Annotated in this window: 22 protein-coding genes, 1 tRNA gene and 1 pseudogene; 11 read left to right on the top strand and 13 right to left on the bottom strand. The window is 63.0% G+C overall.

Annotated features, from left to right (window positions below; genetic code table 11):
* Positions 1-6 precede the first annotated feature (6 nt).
* Both AC27VQ_RS05375 and AC27VQ_RS05370 read left to right on the top strand, forming a co-directional pair.
* Positions 7-879: a DUF817 domain-containing protein gene (locus tag AC27VQ_RS05375; RefSeq protein ID WP_488715499.1), complete on the top strand. Its 873-nt coding sequence runs from the start codon at positions 7-9 to the stop codon at positions 877-879.
* 55 nt (positions 880-934) lie between these two features.
* Positions 935-2,185: a hypothetical protein gene (locus AC27VQ_RS05370; RefSeq protein ID WP_488715498.1), complete on the top strand. Its 1,251-nt coding sequence runs from the start codon at positions 935-937 to the stop codon at positions 2,183-2,185.
* On the opposite strand, the gene AC27VQ_RS05365 is transcribed toward AC27VQ_RS05370, so the two are convergent.
* Both AC27VQ_RS05365 and AC27VQ_RS05360 read right to left on the bottom strand, forming a co-directional pair.
* The gene (locus AC27VQ_RS05365) at positions 2,182-2,523 is read right to left on the bottom strand and encodes a DUF6665 family protein (protein ID WP_488715497.1); all 342 of its coding nucleotides are present in this window, start codon (positions 2,521-2,523) and stop codon (positions 2,182-2,184) included. The two genes, AC27VQ_RS05370 and AC27VQ_RS05365, sit on opposite strands and share 4 nt — an antisense overlap.
* A 55-nt stretch (positions 2,524-2,578) precedes the next feature.
* A complete protein-coding gene (locus tag AC27VQ_RS05360; protein WP_488715496.1) occupies positions 2,579-3,961 on the bottom strand; it encodes a nicotinate phosphoribosyltransferase in 1,383 nt (460 codons plus the stop codon).
* Between the two features lie 340 nt (positions 3,962-4,301).
* Between AC27VQ_RS05360 and AC27VQ_RS05355 the strand changes: the two genes are divergently transcribed.
* Positions 4,302-6,104 (top strand): hypothetical protein, encoded by a 1,803-nt coding sequence (locus AC27VQ_RS05355; protein WP_488715495.1) that lies wholly within the window; start codon positions 4,302-4,304, stop codon positions 6,102-6,104.
* Positions 6,105-6,183: 79 nt separating this feature from the next.
* On the opposite strand, the gene rpsA is transcribed toward AC27VQ_RS05355, so the two are convergent.
* The 4 genes from rpsA to aroA all read right to left on the bottom strand — a co-directional run bounded on the left by rpsA (position 6,184) and on the right by aroA (position 10,834).
* Positions 6,184-7,890 (bottom strand): 30S ribosomal protein S1, encoded by a 1,707-nt coding sequence (gene rpsA, locus AC27VQ_RS05350; protein WP_313528881.1) that lies wholly within the window; start codon positions 7,888-7,890, stop codon positions 6,184-6,186.
* A gap of 168 nt (positions 7,891-8,058) precedes the next feature.
* On the bottom strand, positions 8,059-8,706 hold the full coding sequence (cmk, locus tag AC27VQ_RS05345) for a (d)CMP kinase (RefSeq protein WP_488715494.1): 648 nt from the start codon (positions 8,704-8,706) through the stop codon (positions 8,059-8,061).
* Positions 8,707-8,792: 86 nt separating this feature from the next.
* Positions 8,793-9,407 carry a hypothetical protein gene (locus tag AC27VQ_RS05340; RefSeq protein ID WP_488715493.1) on the bottom strand — a complete coding sequence of 205 codons (615 nt, stop codon included), beginning with the start codon at positions 9,405-9,407 and terminating at the stop codon, positions 8,793-8,795.
* 71 nt (positions 9,408-9,478) lie between these two features.
* Positions 9,479-10,834, bottom strand: coding sequence for a 3-phosphoshikimate 1-carboxyvinyltransferase (aroA, locus tag AC27VQ_RS05335; protein ID WP_488715492.1), 1,356 nt, complete (start codon positions 10,832-10,834; stop codon positions 9,479-9,481).
* A 268-nt stretch (positions 10,835-11,102) separates the two neighbouring features.
* On the opposite strand from aroA, the gene AC27VQ_RS05330 reads away from it, so the two are divergent.
* Together AC27VQ_RS05330 and AC27VQ_RS05325 are read left to right on the top strand one after the other, a co-directional pair.
* Positions 11,103-11,489, top strand: a complete 387-nt coding sequence (locus AC27VQ_RS05330; RefSeq protein ID WP_313528887.1) for a TIGR02300 family protein — start codon at positions 11,103-11,105, stop codon at positions 11,487-11,489.
* A 147-nt stretch (positions 11,490-11,636) separates the two neighbouring features.
* Positions 11,637-11,712, top strand: a tRNA-Ala gene (locus tag AC27VQ_RS05325).
* A gap of 52 nt (positions 11,713-11,764) precedes the next feature.
* Here the strand turns inward: AC27VQ_RS05325 and AC27VQ_RS05320 are convergent.
* Positions 11,765-12,025, bottom strand: a pseudogene (locus tag AC27VQ_RS05320) (DUF2934 domain-containing protein); the annotation flags it as partial.
* Between the two features lie 173 nt (positions 12,026-12,198).
* On the opposite strand from AC27VQ_RS05320, the gene AC27VQ_RS05315 reads away from it, so the two are divergent.
* Both AC27VQ_RS05315 and AC27VQ_RS05310 read left to right on the top strand, forming a co-directional pair.
* Entirely contained in the window at positions 12,199-13,386 is a 1,188-nt protein-coding gene (locus AC27VQ_RS05315) for a TMEM43 family protein (protein WP_488715491.1), read from the top strand.
* 16 nt (positions 13,387-13,402) lie between these two features.
* Positions 13,403-14,194: a YdcF family protein gene (locus AC27VQ_RS05310; RefSeq protein ID WP_488715490.1), complete on the top strand. Its 792-nt coding sequence runs from the start codon at positions 13,403-13,405 to the stop codon at positions 14,192-14,194.
* 5 nt (positions 14,195-14,199) lie between these two features.
* Here the strand turns inward: AC27VQ_RS05310 and AC27VQ_RS05305 are convergent, their stop codons facing one another.
* Complete coding sequence (locus tag AC27VQ_RS05305) at positions 14,200-14,661, bottom strand: hypothetical protein (protein ID WP_488715489.1); 462 nt, start codon at positions 14,659-14,661, stop codon at positions 14,200-14,202.
* 137 nt (positions 14,662-14,798) lie between these two features.
* On the opposite strand from AC27VQ_RS05305, the gene AC27VQ_RS05300 reads away from it, so the two are divergent.
* Positions 14,799-15,434: a trimeric intracellular cation channel family protein gene (locus AC27VQ_RS05300; protein ID WP_313528895.1), complete on the top strand. Its 636-nt coding sequence runs from the start codon at positions 14,799-14,801 to the stop codon at positions 15,432-15,434.
* Between the two features lie 6 nt (positions 15,435-15,440).
* Here the strand turns inward: AC27VQ_RS05300 and irrA are convergent, their stop codons facing one another.
* Entirely contained in the window at positions 15,441-15,863 is a 423-nt protein-coding gene (gene irrA, locus AC27VQ_RS05295) for an iron response transcriptional regulator IrrA (protein ID WP_421594247.1), read from the bottom strand.
* Positions 15,864-16,181: 318 nt separating this feature from the next.
* Between irrA and fabA the strand changes: the two genes are divergently transcribed.
* The 3 genes from fabA (at position 16,182) to fabI (ending at position 18,813) form a co-directional block, all read left to right on the top strand.
* A complete protein-coding gene (gene fabA, locus AC27VQ_RS05290) occupies positions 16,182-16,697 on the top strand; it encodes a 3-hydroxyacyl-[acyl-carrier-protein] dehydratase FabA (protein ID WP_298103844.1) in 516 nt (171 codons plus the stop codon).
* Positions 16,698-16,777: 80 nt separating this feature from the next.
* Positions 16,778-18,001, top strand: coding sequence for a beta-ketoacyl-ACP synthase I (gene fabB, locus AC27VQ_RS05285; RefSeq protein WP_488715488.1), 1,224 nt, complete (start codon positions 16,778-16,780; stop codon positions 17,999-18,001).
* A gap of 5 nt (positions 18,002-18,006) precedes the next feature.
* On the top strand, positions 18,007-18,813 hold the full coding sequence (gene fabI, locus AC27VQ_RS05280) for an enoyl-ACP reductase FabI (RefSeq protein ID WP_488715487.1): 807 nt from the start codon (positions 18,007-18,009) through the stop codon (positions 18,811-18,813).
* 41 nt (positions 18,814-18,854) lie between these two features.
* On the opposite strand, the gene AC27VQ_RS05275 is transcribed toward fabI, so the two are convergent.
* The 4 genes from AC27VQ_RS05275 to rpsO all read right to left on the bottom strand — a co-directional run bounded on the left by AC27VQ_RS05275 (position 18,855) and on the right by rpsO (position 23,036).
* Entirely contained in the window at positions 18,855-19,085 is a 231-nt protein-coding gene (locus AC27VQ_RS05275; protein ID WP_488715486.1) for a hypothetical protein, read from the bottom strand.
* A 113-nt stretch (positions 19,086-19,198) separates the two neighbouring features.
* A complete protein-coding gene (locus AC27VQ_RS05270) occupies positions 19,199-20,215 on the bottom strand; it encodes a class I SAM-dependent methyltransferase (protein ID WP_488715485.1) in 1,017 nt (338 codons plus the stop codon).
* 93 nt (positions 20,216-20,308) lie between these two features.
* Positions 20,309-22,450 (bottom strand): polyribonucleotide nucleotidyltransferase, encoded by a 2,142-nt coding sequence (gene pnp, locus AC27VQ_RS05265; protein WP_488715484.1) that lies wholly within the window; start codon positions 22,448-22,450, stop codon positions 20,309-20,311.
* A gap of 316 nt (positions 22,451-22,766) precedes the next feature.
* Positions 22,767-23,036 (bottom strand): 30S ribosomal protein S15, encoded by a 270-nt coding sequence (gene rpsO, locus AC27VQ_RS05260; protein WP_230807809.1) that lies wholly within the window; start codon positions 23,034-23,036, stop codon positions 22,767-22,769.
* Between the last annotated feature and the right edge of the window lie 75 nt (positions 23,037-23,111).

The following is a 23,111-nucleotide window of genomic DNA, read 5'->3' as shown; positions in this document are numbered from 1 at the left end:
CTTGCCGTGCAGAACGGACAGCAGCACCAGACCGGCCCGACGCTGGAGCCTCTGCGCCGGCTCATTCGCGGCCGGCTCGCCGCCTTGCCGCCGGGCCTTTCCGAATTCATCCTGTTCGGCTTGAAACAGGCGTGGGCCTGCCTGTTCGGCGGGCTGATGCTCGGGCTGATCATCCTCACCAAGCTCGTCTGGCAGCCGGACTGGCCGCTCCATCGTTACGACGCGCTTTTCCTGATGGCGCTCGCCATTCAGATCACGTTCCTGCTCTTGAAGATGGAGACGCTGGAGGAAGCGAAGGTCATCCTCATCTACCATGTCGTCGGCACTGTCATGGAGATCTTCAAGGTCCATATGGGCTCCTGGACCTATCCCGAGGCGGCGCTGATCCGTATCGGCGGCGTGCCGCTGTTTTCCGGCTTCATGTATGCCTCGGTCGGCAGCTACATGGCGCGCGCCATCCGCATCTTCGACATGCGCTTCACGCACTATCCGCCGTTCTGGATGACGGCGGTGCTGGCGATCGCCATCTACGCCAATTTCTACGCGCACCACTACCTGCCCGATATCCGCATCCTGCTCTTTGCCGCCACCGTGCTGCTCTTCGGGCGGGTGCGCATCTACTATACGGTGGAGACGAAGCCGCGCTGGATGCCGCTGGTGCTGGCCGCCTTCCTCACCAGCATCTTCCTCTGGATCGCCGAAAACATCGGCACGGCGACGGGCGTCTGGCTCTATCCCGGCCAGCATGCCTGGCACATGGTGTCGTTCAGCAAGCTCGGCTCGTGGTATCTGCTGCTCTATGTCAGCTTCGTGCTGGTGACGATCGTCTGCCGGCCCCAGGCGCCCGCGACCCCTCAAATCCGACAGGCGCAGGCTTAACGCCCGGTTAACGAGCGAACGGCTATCCTTCAGGTCGATTCTGGAGGTTGCCATCATGTTGACACCCCTGCAGAGCGCGCAGTCCACCGCGGCCGTTTCGGCGCTGCAATCGATCGTCACGACGATCGAGGACCGCCAGCGCGAGGAAGCGGAAAAGGCCAGCGGCCGCAAGAAGGACGACCTCATCCAACAGGCGCATCTGCGCCCGGACGATGCCGCGCGCCAGGCCAATGCCCGCATCAACGAACATTTCTTCGGCAACAGTATCCAGGACGGCGACACGCTCGCCAAGCTGATCTCCCGCTTTTCCGATGCGCTCGGCATAACCCAGCAGGAGGGCGAATCCGCCCGCAACTTCGCACAGCGCCTTGCGGACCAGTTGACCCTCGTCGATGCCGTCGGGCTTCCCTCGAAGGGCAGCGAGCTCAATGTTTCGCTGCGGGCACTCGGCACGACGCTCGATGCCGTCAAGCAGGCGATGAGCGGCCCCTCGGACGATACCGGCGCCAATCTCGTCGCACGCCTGGCGCTTGCGACCGGTGCCGCGCAGGGCGATGGCGAGGCCGACGCCGACTACCAGCAACGCCTCTCGGCCATGCTGACCCGCCAGCGCGGCGAGCTGCCGGCCGATACGGCGACGATCGAGAAAAAGACCGGCCTCACCGACCTCGGCCTGCGCGCCAGCGATCTCGTGGCGGCGATCCGCAATCCCTATGGCGAGGAAGCCGGGCGCGTGAAGGATGCGCTGGCGGAAAAGGCCAAGGACGAAAAGGCGCTGACGCCGGAAATGCAGAAGGTTCTCGCGCGTCTGGAAGACGCCGCGAACCCCAAGACGATTGAGGAACTGAAGCTCGAGCGCACCAGGCGCGACCCGACCCGCGTCGAGGATGCTGAAACGCGCAAGGAGCGCGAGGAGACGATCCGCAAGCTCGACGCTGGCGAAAAGCTCGAAGACATCAAGGATCTTCAGGAGGCCGTGGGCCGCGCCCATGAAGAGGCAGCCAAGGGCAAGACGGACGGCAAATCCGGGACCGGACCGTCACAGAATGCCGTCGACACGATCCAGCTTCTCGCCTCCGGCGCCGAGGCAACCAAGGCGGTTGAAAAGGCATCGGCGAAGCCCGACGACACGCTTCTCCAGCACAAGGACGCGCCTGCGGAAACGACGGGCGAGGCCGTGCGCAATCTTGATGCCGCCGGCACGAAGGAGAAGGACGAGCGGGAGGACGCCAGGAAGGAAATCTTTGCGCTGCGCATCGACGACAACGGGATCTACGACCTGATCACGCGCCAGCTCGTCGCCTAGGTTTCCGGTTTCTTCCTGACGATACCGAGCCTCGCGATCACCTCCGGCGGAATGCCGTAGCGGCGGATCGCGTCCTTCTGGCTGCGCAGGCCGCACATTTCGCGCTGGATGAAGAAGGCCCAGACCTTGTCGGCCGCATCGTTCAGCAGGTCCTCACGCTCCGCCTCGCCGCAGCCGGCAGCAAGACGCTCCGAGAGCAGCGCGATCGCCTTCTCGACCTTCAGCCCATGCCGGCCAAGCGAATCCGCCCGCTCCGACATCAGTTCGTATTCGAGGATATTGAGCCCCGTCTCCTTGGTGAAGGAAGGGGCGAGCGCCTGCGGCGGGCGTACCGTCATCGTTCGTCTCCGTCAGGACTTCAAGATGGCGCGGCGCAGCACCGACGGCAAGACCTCACACCGCGCGGGCACGGACCTCTTCGAAATGCCAGTCGACGAGCAGCTTGCCGTCGCGCCAGACCGGCTGCAAAAGATTGCGGCGGCCGGCGAGCTGGTCGACGCGCGCGCCTTCCAAACCGATATAACCCTCGACCACCGCCTGGCGGCCGGCCTTGGAGGCTTTCAGGTTCATCGTCGCCGGACGCTTGTAGACGTCGTGCCAGACGCCGGCAGTATCCTGCCGTGCATTGGCTTTCATGGCGAAGGAATAGGTGTCGCGGTTGACGCGCTGGAGCAGGCCCGCGCCCATGCCGAAGGCGATGTTCTCAGCCGAGAAGCCGAAGGCCTCCAGCCGGCCGAGTATGAGGCCGATATCGGCGGGCGAGATGCCATCGCCCTGGATGACGCGCACGCTGTTATCGAGCACCTTGTAGCCCTTGCCGTTCAGATGCGTGCCGAAGGCATAGGCAAGCTGGCGCAGCACCTGCACAGGGGTTTCCACCGGGTCGCCGCTGTCGGGCCGCACGACGAGCGTGCCACCGGCCGCCTGCACGCGATCCTTCAGCTGCTTGCCCCAGATTTCCGACACCGCGTTGTTGATGTCGTAGCTGTCGGAGACGACGGCATAGAGGCCCTTGCCGCCGAACTTGTCGATCATGTTGCCATAGGCCTCGGCCTCATGCTCCTGACCCCAGGAGGTCATGGTCGAATGCTCGGAGGCGGGAATGGAATAGCCGGCCATGTCGGCACCATAGTAGCGGCGCGCATAGAGCACGGCGCTGACGGTATCCGTACCCATGAAATTGACGAGATGCGCAGCACCGCCGATGCCGGCCTGCTCGAAACTCGTCGTACCGCGCGCGCCAAAATCATGCAGGCGGAAGGGCAGCACGCTCGCCGGATCGTCGCAGGTCTTCTCCAGGAACGGCTGGATGACCTGCTTCACCTTGCGCGAATTGGAGGCGACCGTGCTCGGATACCAGATGGCGCGCAGGAAGGCCGTCTCGATATAGGAGGTCAGCCAGTAGCAGGCCGGGTCCGTATTGACGACCTGGGCGACCGGCACGCCGCGCCGCACCAGCGTGCCCTCCGGCAGGGCCTCGATGAGCAGCGGCAGGTAGCCGCCGTGTTTGTTGACGATATGCGTCCAGCCCTCGCGGTTGAACGGCAAGCCATGCGCCAAGACGATCCCTTCAGCCTCATCGAGGTCCTGCATCGTCACCGGTTTCGACAGATACTCCTTGAGGAACATCTGGAGGCCGAAGAACAGCACTTCCGCATGGTCCGAATGGCCACGCGCCTCGACATAGGACGAGATGGCACGGGTTTCCGGGGGATATTGCAGGTAGTGGCTGAACTTGTAGCTGTCGGTGTTGAGGATGAGGTTGGTGAGGTTCATCAAAAAGTCTCCGCCGCATCCGCGGCCCGCTTCACCGGCGGCCAACAGTGCGGGCAAGATTTACTTGAGCTGAGCATAAGGGGCAAGAGCCGTCGAGCGGGACAATCCGGGGACGTTTGCTGCATCTGCGAAGCTCTTTGGCATGCGTTAGGAATTCGTTAACCATAAAATGCCAAATGTAAGGGCCAGTAGTTGTTCGGAAGCTCGGGAACACCCGTCCGGCACAGTCAAGCGGTTCAGTGCCTTCAGGTTTACCCGTCGCCTCCGCGTAAAGAGCCCGGTTCGTCCGGGCCGAAGCATCCCCTCGCAGCGTCGCGCATGATGCGCCATCCGACGAACGATGGAACATTGGCAAGACCTTGCGGATGCGGCGCATCGGCAAGGCGGCGAACAGGAGGCGGGCATGCTGCCGCGCGTGGCACCAACGACCGGGACGACCCAGCCCACCCCTGCCCTTGCGGCCGGGGCATCGGTCGATGCCGCCGCCAAGCCCCCGCTTTCCGCCGCCGCCCTTGCCAATCTGCGCGCCGAAGTCGTGCTGCGCCTCATCGAGACGCTGCTGAAGCACATGCCGCGCACCGGCGAGGCGAGCCCCAACCGCGACCTTCTCGAAACGTTGCTGACCGTCCTGAAGACCCTGCCCGGCCGGGAAGGCGAAAGCGGCCGCAAGCTCGCCGACCTCATCGCCAAGCTGCCGCCCGAAATGCGCCCGGCCGTGGAAAAGCTGATCAGCACCGTCCTGTCGGCCGTGCCGACACGCACGCTGGTGGAGATCGTACGCAACCCGAACGGCCCGGAGGCGCAGAAACTCGCCACCCTGCTGGCCACGAACCTGACGACCGAAGACCGCCACGCTGCGGAAGGCCACACCGCCAGCGCCCAGAAGCCCGCCGCCCTGACGGCGCAGCAACTCGCCGTCGTCGGCCGTCACAGCCTGCAGCAGGCCGCCCAGATGGCGCAGCTGCTCAGCGGCGATGCCCGCACCCTGCAGGCAATGTTGAAGCGTGTCTTCGACTTCGACGGCGGCTCGAAGCCACGCGCCGCGACCGCTCAGCCGGTGCAAACCGCCGGAACGGCGGAAAAAGCGGCAACGGTCACACAAGCCGAAAGCACAGTGAAAACGGAAACGACCGGAGCAAAGGCGGAAGCGGCCGGCAAGGCCGAAACGCGCGGAACGACGACGGCGCGGGCCGAGCTTACAGGCGCGGTCCGCCAGCCGAACGAGACGCCCGCGCTTCAACGGATGGCTGAAGCGCGCCCGGTCGCGACTGCGCCTGTCCTGGCGCTTGCAGACGACCACCCGCTGGTGGAAGCCATCGAGAACGTCAAACCCCAGCATGCCGATGCGCAGGAGCCCGAGGACAACACTTCGGCGACCGCCAGACGCGAGGAACCCTCGGCTCGACAGCCGCTCACCAACACCACAGGCCAAGCCTTGGCGCGCAGTGTGCTGCAAGCCGTGGCCCGCGACCTGCCGCCTGCCCTTCTGACGGAAGCGGTCATTCATCTCGTCGAAAACCTCTCGCCCGAGGAGGCGACGTTCCTGCGCACGCTTCTCGAACGTCCGCTCGACGTCGTCCTGCCGCCGGACGTCGAATTGAAAGAGACCGGGCTGCCGCCAATCGTTGATCCGGAGGCGGAGGCTGTCGCCACGGCCGAGCAGGAGGCGGACATGGCGAGCGCCGACATATCAGAGGAAACGGCGCGCCTGCGGCCCGACCCGGCCCAGACGGCATCCGTGCCGGCCCGCCAGGCGCCGGTTCTTGCGGAGGAGGCCCGCCCAGCCCAACGTCTTGCGGAAAACGGCGCTGCCCAGGCGCAGGTCGCCGCCCAGCCCGATCTTGCCCTGCCGGCCGCGGTCGCCCGCGAGGGGATTCCGCTCGCCTTCGTGCCCTACCTGCCGGCGGAGGAAGACCTCGAATGGTCGCAAACGCGCGAAGCGGAAGAGGATGAAGCCACCGACGAGGACGGCGCTGCCGGCGAGCATGACGGCGGCGAGAAGAATGCGGACGATACGGCCGAGGATGGCGACGAACCGGAAACGCCGGATATGGCCCGTCGGCGCGAAAAGACGGCCGAGATGGTCGGCGTCATCGAACCAGGCCTCGTCTTCTACCAGAAGCTCGGCGACTACTGGACCTGAACGTCTCCATAGCGTCCAGCCAAACGAAAAAGCCCGCGGAGATCGCTCTCCGCGGGCTCTCTATTTCGTAAGCGAAGGCTTACTCGGCGTTGTTGCGGTTCTTCAGAGCCGCGCCGAGGATGTCGCCGAGCGAAGCGCCTGAGTCGGACGAACCGAACTGTGCGACGGCTTCCTTCTCTTCAGCGATTTCCAGAGCCTTGATCGAAAGCTGGATCTTGCGATCCTTCTTCGAGAAGTTCAGGACGCGGGCATCGACGGTCTGGCCGACCGAGAAACGCTCCGGACGCTGTTCGTCACGGTCACGCGAGAGATCGCCACGACGGATGAACGAGGTGAGGTCTTCGTGGTTGACGAGCTTCACTTCGATGCCGCCATCGTTGATCGCGATGACTTCAGCCGAAACGACGGCGTTCTTGCGCAGGTCGCCGGACGTGGCGGCGTCGCCAACAGCGTCCTTGCCGAGCTGCTTGATGCCGAGCGAGATGCGCTCCTTGTCGACGTCAACATCCAGAACGACTGCCTTGACGACGTCGCCCTTGTTGAACTCTTCGATGACCTGCTCGCCCGGACGGTTCCAGTCGAGGTCCGACAGGTGAACCATGCCGTCCACGTCGCCGTCGAGGCCGATGAACAGGCCGAATTCGGTCTTGTTCTTGACTTCGCCTTCGACTTCCGTGCCAGCCGGGTGGCTGTGCGCGAAGGCCTGCCACGGGTTCTCGAGGGTCTGCTTGAGACCGAGCGAGATGCGGCGCTTCGTCGGGTCGACTTCGAGAACGACCACGTCAACTTCCTGGCTCGTGGACAGGATCTTGCCGGGGTGAACGTTCTTCTTCGTCCAGGACATTTCGGAGATGTGGATCAGGCCTTCGATGCCCGGCTCCAGCTCGACGAACGCACCGTAGTCGGTGATGTTCGTGACCGTACCGGAAATCTTCTTGCCGGTCGGGTACTTGGTGCCGATGCCATCCCACGGATCCGACTCGAGCTGCTTCATGCCGAGCGAGATGCGGTGGGTTTCCTGGTTGATGCGGATGATCTGAACCTTGACCTGCTGGCCGATGGACAGGATCTCCGACGGATGGTTGACGCGGCGCCAGGCCATGTCGGTGACGTGCAGCAGGCCGTCGATTCCGCCGAGGTCAACGAACGCACCGTAATCGGTGATGTTCTTGACGACGCCGTCAACAACCTGGCCTTCTTCGAGGTTCTGAACGATTTCAGAACGCTGCTCGGCGCGCGACTCTTCGAGAACCGTGCGGCGCGAGACGACGATGTTGCCGCGACGCTTGTCCATCTTGAGGATTTCGAAGGGCTGCGGGTTGTGCATGAGCGGCGTGACGTCGCGGATCGGACGGATGTCGACCTGCGAACGCGGCAGGAAGGCAACGGCGCCGTCGAGATCGACGGTGAAGCCACCCTTGACCTGGTTGAAGATGACGCCTTCGACGCGCTCGCCAGCTTCGAACTTGACTTCGAGCTTGGCCCAGCTTTCTTCGCGGCGAGCCTTTTCGCGCGACAGAACAGCTTCGCCCAGCGCGTTTTCGATGCGCTCGACGTAAACTTCGACTTCGTCGCCGACCTTCAGCGTGCCGTCCTTGGACTTGGCACCGAATTCCTTGAGCGGTACGCGACCTTCGACCTTGAGGCCGACGTCGACGATGGCGACGTCCTTCTCGATGGCCGTAACGATACCCTTGGCAACATAGCCTTCGGCGAGATCGTTAGACGCGAAGGATTCCTGCAGAAGGGCTGCGAAATCTTCGCGCGTGGGGTTTGCTTGAGACATTGAAACTCCTGGTGTGCCTGTGGGGCACGGGCGCCGGGGGTTAGCGTTGATGAGGAACAAAACGATGCCCGCTGCCTTGAAAGGCAGCAAATCCGGCGCGGGGACAGGCTTTGCTCTTATGTGCGCAATTCCGGACGGAAAACCGCCTGGGCACTTTTCCTGGAATTGCTATTGCTTAAATGCAGCGTCGATGATCGACCGTGCCGCAGAAAACGCCGCCTCTATACTCATTTCCGAGGTATCAAGCAAGTGCGCATCGTCCGCGGGCTTCAACGGACTGTCCGCCCGGCCCATATCGCGCTCGTCACGACGGCGGATATCGTCGAGGACCGTCTCATAATCGGCCACCCCACCGCTGGCGAGAATCTCGTCATGGCGGCGCCTGGCGCGCACCTCCGGCGAGGCGGTGACATAAAGCTTCACCGGCGCATCCGGGCAGACGACCGTACCGATATCGCGCCCATCCAGCACCGTCCCCGGCGCGCGTACCGCAAATGTGCGCTGCGCCTCGACCAGCGCGCGGCGCACCGAAGGCATGACCGCGATCTTCGAGGCCGCTTCACCGATGGCATGGGCCGACAGCACGGAACGGTCGAGCCCGGCGAGATCAAGGTTGCGGGCGACATCGGCGGCGACCGCCTCGTCATCGAGCGGCAGACCGCGGTCCAGCAATGCCTTTGCGGTGGCGCGATATGTCAGGCCGGTATCGAGATGATGAAAGCCATAGACCTCCGCGATGCGGCGCGAGAGCGTGCCCTTGCCCGCAGCGGCGGGACCGTCGATGGCGATCGTCTTCATGGCGTATCCGTGTGTCATATGCTTTTCATCAAGCGTGTTAGCGGAAGAATGGGGGCTATGCCAAGGGGCTGGGCAGCGCCAATTCTTGATTGGCACGCGCTATTTCATTCAGGATCGTGCATGCTACGCCTTCGACGTTCTCTAAGGACGATATGCAGAAAGAGCCCGGATATGCTCGCGCCCATTACGAGAATGACGGGATGCGTATCTGGCACTGTTGGATCCGTTCCCTGCATCTGCTTCGCAAGAATGAAAAGGCAAGCAAACAAAATCAGCGCCGAATGTATGATCATGTGCCATATTGCGTTGGAAGACGCATTGTGAAGCTCGCTGGTCAAGGCCAATCGATACGCTTCCAACCGCGATGGCACTCTCTCGTTGTTGTCCTCTGCCGAGATTGGAGCGGCATCGAGTATGGCGCTAGTACGCACCATGAGCTTCTTGTCCAAGACTGTTGCGAACCACATCAGGACCGCAACAATGCAAATGAACACAGCCAAAGGAAAAACATCGCGGCGGTACAAATGGAACGATAAAAGAAGCCCGAGAATAATTGCTAAGGCAGACATTACGCCAATCAACAATCGGCGCAAAAAGAGTTTTTCAACCAGCTCATATTCGACTTGATTCAAAACCACGGCTTTCGCTCGCAGATGCAAGCGATAAACCACATGCTCTTCGTCAAGTTGGCGAACTACGCGTTGATGAGTACGAGTCATGCTGTCTCCCGGGCTTCCGACGAAACCTAGGCGACAGCACTTAACAGCCTATTCCCGACAAAGTCGAAATTTTACGCGCCAAGCTCGATCTTCGCGCCCAGCCCCGCCATCAGGTCCATGAATTCCGGGAAGCTCGTGGCAATCATCGTCGCATCGTCCACCGTCACGGGGTTTTCCGAGACGAGGCCCATGACGAGGAAGCTCATGGCGATGCGGTGGTCGAGATGGGTGGCGACGGCCGCACCCGAGGCGTTGCCGAGGCCCTTGCCATCCGGGCGGCCGCGCACCACGAGCGAGGTTTCACCCTCGTCGCAGTCCACGCCGTTGAGCTTGAGGCCGTTGGCGACGGCCGAGAGGCGGTCGCTTTCCTTGACGCGCAGTTCCTCCAGGCCGTTCATCACGGTCGCGCCTTGGGCAAAAGCGGCGGCGACGGCGAGAACAGGGTATTCGTCGATCATCGACGGGGCGCGGTCTTCCGGCACCGTGACGCCCTTGAGCGCGGAGGAATGGACGCGCAGATCCGCCACGTCCTCGCCGCCGGCAAGGCGCGGGTTGATGACCTCGATATCGGCGCCCATTTCTTGCAGCGTCAGGATGAGACCGGTGCGGGTCGGGTTCATCAGCACGTTGAGAATAGTGACGTCGGAGCCCGGAACGAGCAGGGCGGCAACCAGCGGGAAGGCCGTCGAGGACGGGTCGCCCGGCACATCGATCACCTGGCCGGTGAGCTTGCCGCGGCCTTCCAGCCGGATCGTGCGTACGCCATCGGCATCCGTCTCGACGGTGAGGTTGGCGCCAAAGCCCTGCAGCATCTTTTCGGTATGGTCGCGAGTCATGATCGGCTCGATGACCGTCGTGATGCCGGGCGTGTTGAGGCCGGCGAGCAGCACGGCGGACTTCACCTGCGCTGAGGCCATCGGTACGCGGTAGGTGATCGGCGTCGGCGTCTTCGGGCCACGCAAGGTCACGGGAAGACGGTCTCCGTCCTCCGATTTCACCTGCACGCCCATTTCGCGCAGCGGGTTCAGCACGCGGCCCATCGGACGCTTGGTGAGCGAGGCGTCGCCGATGAAGGTGCTGTCAAAATCATAGACACCGACGAGGCCCATGGTCAGACGGCAGCCCGTGCCGGCATTGCCGAAGTCGAGCGGCGCTTCAGGGGCCAGCAGGCCGCCATTGCCCACGCCGTTGATGATCCAGGTGTCGCCTTCCTTGCGGATCCTGGCGCCCATGGCCTGCATGGCCTTGCCGGTATTGATGACGTCTTCGCCTTCGAGCAGACCGGTGATGCGGGTCTCGCCGCTGGCCAGGCCGCCGAACATGAAGGAACGATGGGAGATCGACTTGTCGCCGGGAATGCGAACGGTTCCGGTGAGGCCGGAGGATTTGCGGGCGGTTGCGGGCCGGGCATGGGCGCCGTGCGACATGGGCGTCTTCCTTGATCGATAGAAGGCTTCCCGGAAAGAGTGCCGGGGAGAACGCGGGCTAGCTATCACAAACGATTTAAACCGTCATCCTCCTCCCATAAAACAATCGTCGCGCGGCGCTCGCCCGCTCCACCCGGAGTCTGGCCCCAAAGTTAGGCTTTGACAGGATTGCGCAAGACGATTAAGGGGACCGGCTAATCAATTTACCGTTCAACGCGCCGGACAACCGGCCCCGCCGGAAACATTCGGCACTCAGAAGGCTTTGACTGTGGCAAAAGCGGAACTCGGAACCAAACGCATCGACCCGGAAACGGGCAAGAAGTTCTACGACCTCAATCGCGACCCGATCGTTTCCCCCTACACGGGCAAGTCCTACCCGCTGTCCTACTTCGAGGAGACGGCTGCGGTTGCAGTCCTTGAGAAGGAAGAAGACGAGGACGCCAGCGAAGTCGATACGGAGAACACCGAAGTCGAACTCGTTTCGCTCGAGGATGCCGACGACGATGCAGCGGCCGGCGACGATCTGCCTGATCTCGGCGACGACGACGTCGAGATCGATGGCGACGACGACGACACCTTCCTGGAACAGGAAGAAGACGACGATGACGACATGACCGGCATCATCGGTGTCGGCGGCGACGACGACGAAGCGTAAGATTTTGATTTACCGGCCGGTTTTAAAAAAAATCGGCCGGTTTTCATTTTTCGGCTTGCCATCCTTCCAGACGGGAAGTAATAAGCCGCCACACCGAACGGCAGCGCCGCTTCGGTTCCCGGAAACCGGCTCTGCCGGACCCGTTATGGGGCTATAGCTCAGCTGGGAGAGCGCTTGCATGGCATGCAAGAGGTCAGCGGTTCGATCCCGCTTAGCTCCACCAAACCTCCCCTAAGACAAATACATCCCGTAGTGCTTCAGGCATATTTCCGCCTTCACGGCTGCTCGCGCATGCCCGGTGTCGCCTCGCGCTGGTCGGCGTCTTCGAGATCCGTTTTCACGATATAGGCATCGGTGTGCTGGCGGGCGGCTTCGCGCAGGGCGGCGAGATTGGGGATGTCGTCACCTTCGATTTCGCCGGTGCCGCCGTGATCGATCTCGTGCTCGGCCTGCAACCAATGATCATCCGGCTTCCCCTCCGGCTGGCCTTCCAGCAGCCAGAGTTCATGCGCACGCTTGCGGATTTTTTCTTCGCGGTCTTCGGTCATGACGAGCTCCCTTCACATGGTGATGGACAACGGCAGGCGGGGCAGGATGTTCCCTTCCTGCCCCTCTGTCGGAACGACTTTGCTTGCGTCATTCATGGAGCAAGAATAAGCATGATCCACCGAGCGTCTAGGGACCGACGCCAGCTTTGTCGGGGGACATCATGAGCTTTACGGAAACGACGACCACCTCCTGGTTTTCCAGGCTGAAGGGGGCGCTGATCAAGATCGTGGTCGGCTTCATCCTTCTCATCGCCTGCATCTGGCTTCTCTTCTGGAACGAGGGCCGCTCGGTCAAGACCTATCGCTCGCTCGTCGAGGGCGCCGGCCTTGTCGTTTCCGTCGACAATGGCAATGTCGATCCGGCAAACGAGGGCAAGCTCGTGCACATATCGGGGCCGGTCAAGCCGGTCGGCGTGCCGGAAGACAACCAGCTCGGCATTTCGGCCGAGGGCGCCGTCGGCCTCGACCGCGTGGTCGAGATGTATCAGTGGGTCGAGGAATCCAAGTCAGAGACGCGCAAGCAGCTCGGCGGCAGCGAGGAAACTGTCACCACCTATTCCTACCGCAAGGAATGGAACCACCGCGAAATCAGCTCCGGCAGCTTCCGCCAGTCGGGCCATGACAACCCGCAAAAGCCGATCGACGATGCGAGCTTCCCGGTCGATTCGGTCAATATCGGTGCCTTCAGCGTCGATGGCCGCACGGCGGCCAATCTCGGCGACGACAGGCCCATCCCCCTGACCGCCCTCGACGCAACCCGCGTCGGCGAGGCGGCAACGCTCGGCAAGCCGGTCTCCGCGCTTGGCGGCCAGGCCGTCTTCTCCTTCGATCCGCAGAACCCGCAGATCGGCGATATCAGGATTTCCTTCAAGCGGTCGGATCTGGCCGAGGCGAGCTTCGTCGGCGCGCAGCGCGGCACGGGCATCACGCCCTACAAGACGACCAACGGGCGCGAGCTTCTGCTGAGCGAAGCCGGCATCCATGATGCGGCGGCGATGTTCGAGACCGCGCAGAGCGAGAACACGATCATCACCTGGGCGGTGCGCGTGGGCGGGCTCGTCGGCCTTTTCATCGGCTTTGCCTTCATCTTCTCGATCCTCGGCGTGATCGGCGATGTCGTGCCGTTCATCGGTTCCATCGTCAATTTCGGCACGTCCATCATCGCGCTGATCCTGACACTGCTGATCGGCCCCACGGTGATCGCCATCGCCTGGATCGCCTACCGCCCGTTTGTCGCCATCGCGGTTCTCGTGATCGGCGTTGCGCTGGCGGCCGGCATCCTTTACCTGCGCAAGGGCAAGGCGGCTTCCGCACCGGTTACGACGGGGGCGCTTGGCAGGCAACAGTGACAGGAGCGGGCGACGGGTGACCTTTTATATCTCGAAGATTTTCTGGCTCGTCGCCCAGCCGCTCTCGCTTGCCCTCCTGCTCCTCGTCATCGGCCTCTTCGCGGGGCTGTTGAAGTGGACCCGCAGCCGGACCTGGGCGAACGTTGCCGCCGCCCTCGTCCTTTTCGTGACGCTCTTCACCTCGACCGGCGCCGTGCTGCTGCAACAACTGGAGAACCGTTTTGCCCGCGCCGATCTCCCAGAGGGCGGGCCGACCTGCATCATCACGCTCGGCGGCGGCTTCGAATCGGAGGTCGTGACCGCGCGCGGCGGTTTCGAGATGACACAGGCCGGCGACCGCTTCGTGGAGACGCTCCGGCTGGCGCGGGATTTCCCAGCGGCGCGCATTCTCGTTTCCGGCGGCGATGGCTCGCTGAGCGGCGCCTATGAGGGGGATGCCGTCATCGCCGAACGTTTCTTCGCCGCCTTCGGCATTCCCGCCGACCGGCTGATCCGCGAGACAGAATCACGCGATACTTTCGAGAATGCGGCCAACACGGAAACGCTGCTCGCATCGAACGGGCTGGAAAACTGCCTGCTGGTCACCTCGGCCTTTCACATGCCGCGTTCCATGGGCCTCTTCCGCGAGCTCGGCCTTACCGTGCTGCCCTGGCCGACGGATTATCGCACGACGGGCAAGGCGAGCCTCGGGCTCGACTTCACGCAGCCTTCGGTCAATACCCAGTTGATGACGACGGCCGTCCGCGAATGGACGGGCCTGCTGTTCAACTATCTCGCCGGCCGCACGCAGGCATTCTTCCCGCAGTAAGCGGTTTATTTCTTGGAAATCGTCTCGAAATCGGCGCCGCGCACGCGCACCGTCATCGTGCAGTATTCGCTGTCGTCGCGGCCGCAGCTTGCGGCATTGGCCTTGAGCTCGAACACCATGTTTCCAAAACGCTTCTTCATCTCGTAGCCATAGAGATCGGCATTGGCGGCGAGGAAATATCCGCCTTCCGCGACATGAATGTAGAACTGGTGCGGGCAGCCGACATCGCCGCAGAGGCCGCCGGGCACGCCGTCGCAATTGACAGCGCCGAGATTGAAGATCGCATCGACCAGCGTGTCGTTGTTGAAATCGATATTGTCGGCGAAATCCTCGCCATAGATCGGCGTCTTGCAGCGCGTGGCCACTTCGGCCTGCACCGTCGCCAGCGGATCCTGCACAATCTCGGCAGCACGGGCCGGCCCGCCGGTCGAAAGCAGCGCGGCGGAGACGATTGCCAGGATTCTCATGCGGATGGCCATCTCTCAAACCTTTCCATGGCAGGCGATTCGGTCATTATGCGCTGCGGGGCGCACGAATTGATTCTGTCGCGCGCGACTTTACCGTTGCCAAGCTGTCGCGAAGCTTGGCCGGAGGGGAGAAACGCGTGACGATCCTGGAACTGCTCGACTATACCGGCGTCGCGGTCTTTGCGGCTACCGGCGCGCTTTCGGCCTCGCGCAAACAGCTCGATATCATCGGCTTCCTGTTCCTGGCGGCAGCCACCGGCATCGGCGGCGGCACGTTCCGCGATGTCATTCTTGGCGCGACACCGGTCTTCTGGGTGGTCAACCCGACCTATCTTATCGTCTGCGTCGCCGTCGCCCTTCTCGTCTTCGTGCTCGCCCACCGTATCGAGTCGCGCTATCGCCTGCTGCTCTGGCTCGATGCCATGGGCGTCTCGGCCTATTGCGTGATGGGGGCTGCCAAGGGCTATGCGGCGACGAACTCGCCGACGGTCGCCATCACCACGGGCGTGCTGACCGCAAGCTTCGGCGGCATCATCCGGGACCTCCTGGCGAACGAACCGTCCGTGCTGCTGCGGCCGGAGGTCTATGTGACGGCGGCGCTGATCGGCGCGGCCGGCTTCACGGCTGCGACGGTTGCCGGCGCACCGCTCTGGCTCGCCTCGGCCATCGGCATTGCCGCAGCCTTCGCGGTGCGCGGCGGCGCGCTGCGCTTCGGCTGGCGTTTCCCGATTTACCGGCCCCGGCCGGGGCGGCATCCCGACGATGTGATGTGAAGGGTCTCAGTCCTTCCTGCAGGGACGCAGGCGGATGATCACGTCGACATTGGCGATTTCCATGCCTTCCGGGGGCTCCGGCAGGTTGTCGATCGCGATGTTGCTGACGGGAATGTCGAGAACGCGGTTTTCACCCTCGACGAAGAAATGGTGGTGATCCGAGACGTTCGTGTCGAAATAGGTCTTCGAGCTTTCCACCGCGAGAACGCGGATGAGGCCCGCCTCGGTAAACTGGTGCAGCGTATTGTAGACGGTCGCCAGCGACACGGGCACGCCGGCGGTCACCGCCTCCTCGTGCAGTTCCTCGACGGTCAGGTGGCGGTCACCCTTGGCGAAAAGCAGGTCGGCGAGTGCCACGCGCTGGCGCGTCGGGCGCAGGCCGGAATGGCGCAGGCGCGTTTCGATGGGCATCTCGTGTGCATGCGTCATGGGCGACGGGTCCGCTCGGCTTAGCCTTGAATAACAATCTTGAACTTTCGATATAACTTTAGCGGAAGCGGGATTCAATAGGAATGCGGCATCCGCAAGGCGCGCAACATGCGGAAAAACCGGGGCCTTTGCTTGGCCTCCGCCACTTTGCACTGGCTGTGACCGCTGGCATCATGTATGCGGACAGCTGAATGGACGTCTCATCCGCAAAGGATGGGGCAGAAAAAACGAGGCGGCCGAGATGCTTCAAATCGCATCCGTCCTCCGCTAAATCTAACGCTGAACAAGCGTGAACACGACCGGGGATGAGACATTCAGATGACGACCAGGCAATCCAGCTACAACTATGAGGAAATTCTGTCCTGCGGCCGCGGCGAGCTTTTCGGTCCCGGCAATGCGCAGCTTCCTCTGCCCCCGATGCTGATGGTCCACCGCATCACCGACATTTCCGAAACCGGCGGCGCCTTCGACAAGGGCTATATCCGCGCGGCCTATGACGTGAAGCCCGATGACTGGTACTTCCCCTGCCACTTCCAGGGCAACCCGATCATGCCGGGCTGCCTCGGCCTCGACGGCATGTGGCAGCTCACCGGCTTCTTCCTCGGCTGGCTCGGCGAGCCCGGCCGCGGCATGGCGCTTTCCACCGGCGAAGTGAAGTTCAAGGGCATGGTCCGTCCGGACACCAAGCTTCTCGAATACGGCATCGACTTCAAGCGCGTCATGCGCGGCCGCCTCGTGCTCGGCACGGCGGACGGCTGGCTGAAGGCCGATGGCGAGACCATCTATCAGGCGACCGACCTGCGCGTCGGCCTGTCGAAGGACAAAGACGCTTAAAGGCGGCGCAAGCTGTCGAAAGCCTGAGGGCGGCGCCTGAGCCGCCTTCACAACAAGACGTTCTAGAAAAGGGCAGGAATATGAGACGGGTAGTTGTCACGGGTCTGGGGATCGTATCCTCCATCGGGAACAACGCGGACGAAGTGACGGCATCGCTGCGCGATGCGCGCTCCGGCATCAGCTTCAGCCAGGATTTCGCCGACCACGGCTTCAAGTGCCAGGTCTGGGGTTCGCCCAATATCGACACGACCGAGCTCGTCGACCGCCGTGCGGCACGCTTCCTCTCGCAGGGCGGCTCGTGGAACCACGTCGCCATGAAGCAGGCGATCGCCGATTCCGGCCTGGAAGAAGCCGATTACGCGGCCAATCCGCGCGCCGGCATCATCATGGGTTCGGGCGGTCCGTCCACCCGCACCCTGATCGAAGCGGCCGAAATCACGCTCAAGAACAATTCGCCCAAGCGCATCGGCCCGTTCGCCGTGCCGAAGGCGATGTCCTCGACGGCATCGGCAACGCTCGCGACCTGGTTCAAAATCCACGGTGTCAACTATTCCATCTCCTCGGCCTGCTCGACGTCGGCACATTGCATCGGCAATGCCGCCGAGATGATCCAGTGGGGCAAGCAGGACATCATGTTCGCCGGCGGCCACGAAGATCTCGACTGGACCATGTCGAACCTCTTCGACGCCATGGGCGCCATGTCCTCCAAGTACAACGACACGCCGGCCACGGCCTCGCGCGCCTATGACGTCAGCCGCGACGGCTTCGTCATTGCCGGCGGCGCCGGTGTTCTGGTTCTCGAAGAGCTGGAACACGCCAAGGCCCGCGGCGCGAAGATCTATGCGGAAATCGTCGGCTACGGCGCGACCTCCGACGGCTACGACATGGTGGCCCCGTCGGGCGAAGGTGCTGCGCGCTGCATGCGCCAGGCGCTTGCTACCGTGAAGGGCGATGTCGACTACATCAATACACACGGCACCTCGACGCCCGTCGGCGATTCGAAGGAAATCGGCGCGATCCGCGAAGTCTTCGGCGACAAAATCCCGCACATCCAGTCGACCAAGTCGCTGACCGGCCACTCGCTGGGCGCTGCCGGCGTGCAGGAATCGATCTACGGCCTCCTGATGATGCAGGCCGGCTTCATCGGCGAAAGCGCGCATATTACCGAGCTGGACCCGGAATTCGACGGCGTGCCGATCGTGCGCAAGCGCATCGACAATGCCAAGATCGATACCGTTCTCTCGAACTCCTTCGGCTTCGGCGGCACCAACGCCACGCTGGTCTTCCAGCGCCACAACGGATGACTGGCATGACGGGGATCATGAACGGCAAGCGCGGCCTCATCATGGGGGTCGCGAACAACCACTCTATCGCCTGGGGCATCGCGCAGAAGCTAGCCGGTGCAGGTGCCGAACTCGCCTTCACCTATCAGGGCGAAGCGCTCGGCAAGCGCGTGAAGCCGCTAGCCGGCGAGCTCGGCTCGGACTTCGTCATTCCCTGCGATGTCGAGGACATCGCCTCGGTGGATGCGACGATCGCGGCGATCAAGGAAAAATGGGGCAAGCTCGATTTCGTCGTGCATGCCATCGGCTTTTCCGACAAGAACGAGCTGAAGGGCCTCTATGCCGACACCTCGCGCGACAACTTTTCGCGCACCATGGTGATCTCGTGCTTCTCGTTTACGGAAATCGCCAAGCGCGCCGCGGACTTGATGACCGACGGCGGCGCGATGCTGACGCTGACCTATGGCGGCTCCACGCGCCTCATGCCGAACTACAACGTCATGGGCGTCGCCAAGGCGGCCCTGGAAGCCTCCGTGCGCTACCTTGCCGGCGACTACGGTCCGCAGGGCATACGCGTCAACGCGATCTCGGCCGGCCCGATCCGCACGCTGGCGGGTGCCGGCATCTCGGACGCCCGTGCCATGCTCTCGTGGCAGCAGAAGAACGCGCCGCTGCGCCGCACCGTCACCATCGAGGATGTCGGCAATTCGGCGCTCTACCTGCTCTCCGACATGTCGAGCGGCGTCACCGGCGAGATCCACTATGTGGATTCCGGTTACAACATCACCTCCATGCCGACGCTGGAGCGGCTGGCCAAGGCCGACAGCGAGTAACAGAACGGCGCGGAGTTCTCGGACTTCGCGCCGTTTTCCTTTTACGAGCGCAGCATCAGCACCACGATAAGCAGGATCAGCGCCGCCAGAATGGCGAAGAACACGATCCTCACGCGGCTGTTCATTTCCAGCGGCTTGCCATCGGAGTTGCGCCTTAAAAAGGCGAGCGGCACCTCGGAGGTCGGCGTGTGCCCCTCCCCTTGCTTCACATCTTTCGCGATAACATCCGCCACATCTTCCGTGATCGGCGGCCTGGCAGGTCCAAAAGCCATTACGGATCTCCTGAACGGGTACGGTCCGTCGATGGTGGACCCGTTTCGGAAAAATGGCAATCGGCTGCGGCAATCGGCGTCAGCACGGGCTGACGCCTGTCAAAGCGCTGCTATCAGCGCTTGCCCCACAGCACCTTGAAGCGCGCGTTGCGGCAGACTTCGCCGCTTTCCTTGAAGGCTTCCTTTAGCACCGGCTCGTAGGGCAGGCCGCGGTTGGCGACCATCAGCAGGCGGCCGCCTGATTTGAGCGACTTCGCCGCCATGCGGATCATGCCCGCACCCAGCGAATGGTCGGCGGCATGGCCCTCGTGGAAGGGCGGGTTCATGACGATGAGGTCATAGTGGTCGCGCGGCGTTTCCGCCGTCAGGTCGAACCAGAAGAAGCGCGCCGGGATGTTCGGGCAGTTCTCCGCCATGTTCTCCTTGGCCGCTTCCAGCGCCTCGTAATGCGCCTCGAAGATATCGATGCCCTTTACCTGCGGCGCGCGGCCGCCGAGCATGACGGAAAGATAGCCCCAGCCCGCGCCAAAATCGGCGGCATGGCCGTGGAAATCCTCCGGGATGCGGGTGGCGAGCAGTTCGGAGCCCTCGTCGATGCGGTCATGCGAGAACATGCCCGGGGCTGCCGTGAACCGGCCGACGATGCGCACCGGCTTGGCCGCCAGCTTGGCGATCGCATCGGCCGGGTCTTCCGGGCGGGCGAACCAGATGGCGAGGCCGTGATATTTCGGCATGTAGTCGCCGGTAAGGCCCAGCTGGTCGAGACGCTTGCGCATGGACTGCACGCCGTCTTCCTTGCTGCCGGCAACGACGATCAGGCCGCCCGTGCGCACGAGACGCAGCGCCTCAGCGATACGGTTTTCGTTTTCACCCTTGTGCTTGGTCATCAGGATGAGCGCGCCGTCGAAGTCATCGCCCTCGATCACCGGCTTCACCGGTGCGCGAACGGCTTCCAGCCCACGATAGAGCGGGCGCAGCGGCTGCACGGCCTCCAGCGCGGCGCCAAAGCCCTCCGGCGGGCGTTGGCCGGCCTCCGCACCGAGAAAGAGGTAACGTTCGTCCTCGCCGGGCATGCCGAGCGTGCCGGCGGCAAAGGGATGGAACAGGGTCTTCAGGGCTTCGCGGGTCATAGCGGGCTTTCGGCGGACGGGACAACGGGTTGGTCAAAGGAAAAGGGGCGCGGAACGTGCCGCTCCGCGCCCCCTTGATACGGTCAGGTACGATTACTCGGCGGCTTCGCCGTCGCCCTTCTTCTCGGCGGCGACTTCCTTGCCGGTTGCCTGGTCGACAACCTTCATGGAGAGGCGAACCTTGCCGCGCTCGTCGAAGCCCATCAGCTTGACCCAGACCTTGTCGCCTTCCTTGACGACGTCGGAGGTCTTGGCAACACGCTCCTGAGCGAGCTGCGAGATGTGCACGAGGCCGTCACGCGGGCCGAAGAAGTTGACGAAGGCGCCGAAGTCGGCGGTCTTGACGACCGTGCCTTCGTAGATCTGGCCTACTTCCGGTTCCGCGACGATCGAGTGGATCCACTTGCGGGCCGCTTCGATTTCCTTGCCGGAGGACGATGCGATCTTGATCGTGCCGTCGTCTTCGATGTTGATCTTGGCGCCGGTCTTTTCGACGATTTCGCGGATGACCTTGCCGCCCGTGCCGATGACTTCACGGATCTTGTCGACCGGGATGTTCATGACTTCGATGCGCGGTGCGAATTCGCCGAGCTGCGAGCGGCCTTCGGTGATGGCATTGGCCATCTCGCCGAGGATGTGCTTGCGGCCGCCCTGCGCCTGGCTGAGCGCGACCTTCATGATCTCTTCGGTAATACCGGCGATCTTGATGTCCATCTGCAGCGATGTGATGCCGTCGGCGGTGCCGGCGACCTTGAAATCCATGTCGCCGAGGTGGTCTTCGTCACCGAGGATGTCGGAGAGGACTGCGAAGCGATCGCCTTCCAGGATCAGGCCCATGGCGATACCGGCAACCGGCTTGGCGAGCGGAACGCCGGCGTCCATCAGAGCGAGCGAGGTGCCGCAAACCGTGGCCATCGAGGACGAGCCGTTCGACTCGGTGATCTCGGAAACGACGCGCAGCGTGTAGGGGAACTGCTCCGCCGTCGGCAGCATCGGGCGGATGGCGCGCCATGCAAGCTTGCCGTGGCCGATTTCGCGGCGGCCCGGCGAGCCCATGCGGCCCGTTTCACCGACCGAGTAGGGCGGGAAGTTGTAATGCAGCAGGAAGCGTTCCTTGTACATGCCGGTCAGGCTGTCGACATACTGCTCGTCTTCGCCGGTGCCGAGCGTGGCAACGACCACAGCCTGGGTTTCACCGCGGGTGAAGAGAGCCGAGCCGTGCGTGCGCGGCAAGATGCCGACTTCCGAAACGATGGCGCGAACGGTTTCGAGATCGCGGCCGTCGATGCGGCTCTTGGTGTCGAGGATGTTCCAGCGAACGATCTTGGCCTGCAGGTGCTTGAAGACGGCGCCGATGACTTCGGCGCTGTACTTCGGCTCGGCGCCCTCAGGGAAGAAGTGTGCCTTCACCTTAGCCTTGACGGCGTCGACGGCGGCGTAGCGATCAGCCTTCTGGGTGATCTTGTAGGCGGCGCGCAGTTCGGTTTCCGCGATGCCGAGCATTTCGGCTTCGAGAGCGGAATGGTCTTCCGGCGAGAAATCGCGCGGTTCCTTGGCAGCCACTTCGGCGAGCTTGATGATCGCGTCGATGACCGGCTGGAAGCCCTTGTGGCCGAACATGACGGCGCCGAGCATGACGTCTTCGTTCAGTTCCTTGGCTTCGGACTCGACCATCAGGACGGCGTCCTGCGTGCCGGCGACGACGAGGTCGAGAACCGATTCATCCATCTCGTCGAGATGCGGGTTGAGAACGTATTCGCCGTTGATGTAGCCGACGCGCGCTGCACCGACCGGGCCCATGAAGGGAACGCCGGAGATCGTGAGCGCTGCGGAAGCGGCAACCATCGACAGGACGTCGGGATCGTTTTCGAGGTCATGCTGGACGACGGTGACGACGACCTGCGTGTCGTTCTTGTAGCCTTCCGGGAAGAGCGGGCGGATCGGGCGGTCGATCAGGCGGGAAACCAGCGTTTCCTTTTCCGACGGGCGGCCTTCGCGCTTGAAGTAGCCACCCGGGATCTTGCCGGCGGCGTAGGTCTTTTCCTGGTAGTTGACGGTCAGCGGGAAGAAATCCTGGCCCGGCTTCGGCGCCTTGGCGGAAACGACGGTGGCGAGAACGACGGTTTCGCCGTAGGTCGCGAGAACCGCGCCGTCAGCCTGACGGGCGATCTTGCCGGTTTCCAGCTTGAGCGGACGGCCCGCCCATTCGATTTCAACCGTATGGGTATCGAACATGTCTTGTCCTTCTTGACGGATACGCGCACCGCCGCCTGAAGGCGCAGGTGGTCTATCCGATTTATGACGCATCATGGGCAAGACAGCGGGAGGCTTCCGGAGAGTGGCACGCAATCTCAAAGGCGCGTGCCCGAAGCGTCCTGCAATCCTGCCCCATGACAGGTCATCGGTTGGTTCCGCAGGGCCGGCGCATCCGGCCTGCTGGAGGATCCGTTTCACGAGGCGGCCTCGACCGGCACAGGCGAAACGGTACGTCGAGGCTTTCGCCCCGGAAATGAAAGCGGCGGGCGCTCGCAAGAACGCCCGCCGAAAGTGCTTAGCGGCGAATACCGAGAGCAGCAATCAGCTTGCTGTAACGGGCTTCGTCCTTCTTCTTGAGGTAGTCAAGAAGCGAGCGGCGGCTGGAAACCATCGTCAGAAGGCCACGACGCGAGTGGTTGTCCTTCTTGTGGTCCTTGAAGTGACCGGTGAGGTTGTTGATGCGCTCCGTCAGGATCGCAACCTGGACTTCCGGAGAACCGGTGTCGCCTTCGACGGTTGCGTATTCCTTGATCAGCGCAGCCTTGCGCTCAGCAGTGATCGACATCGTATGTCCTTTCATGAATGGAGAACTAAGGGTCGCCAAAAGCCGGGATGTCGTCCAGCGATGGCCGTGAAGGCA

This window comes from Shinella sp. 20P9.1.1 (assembly GCF_057798995.1).
This window is presented reverse-complemented; position numbering and strand designations above follow the sequence as displayed.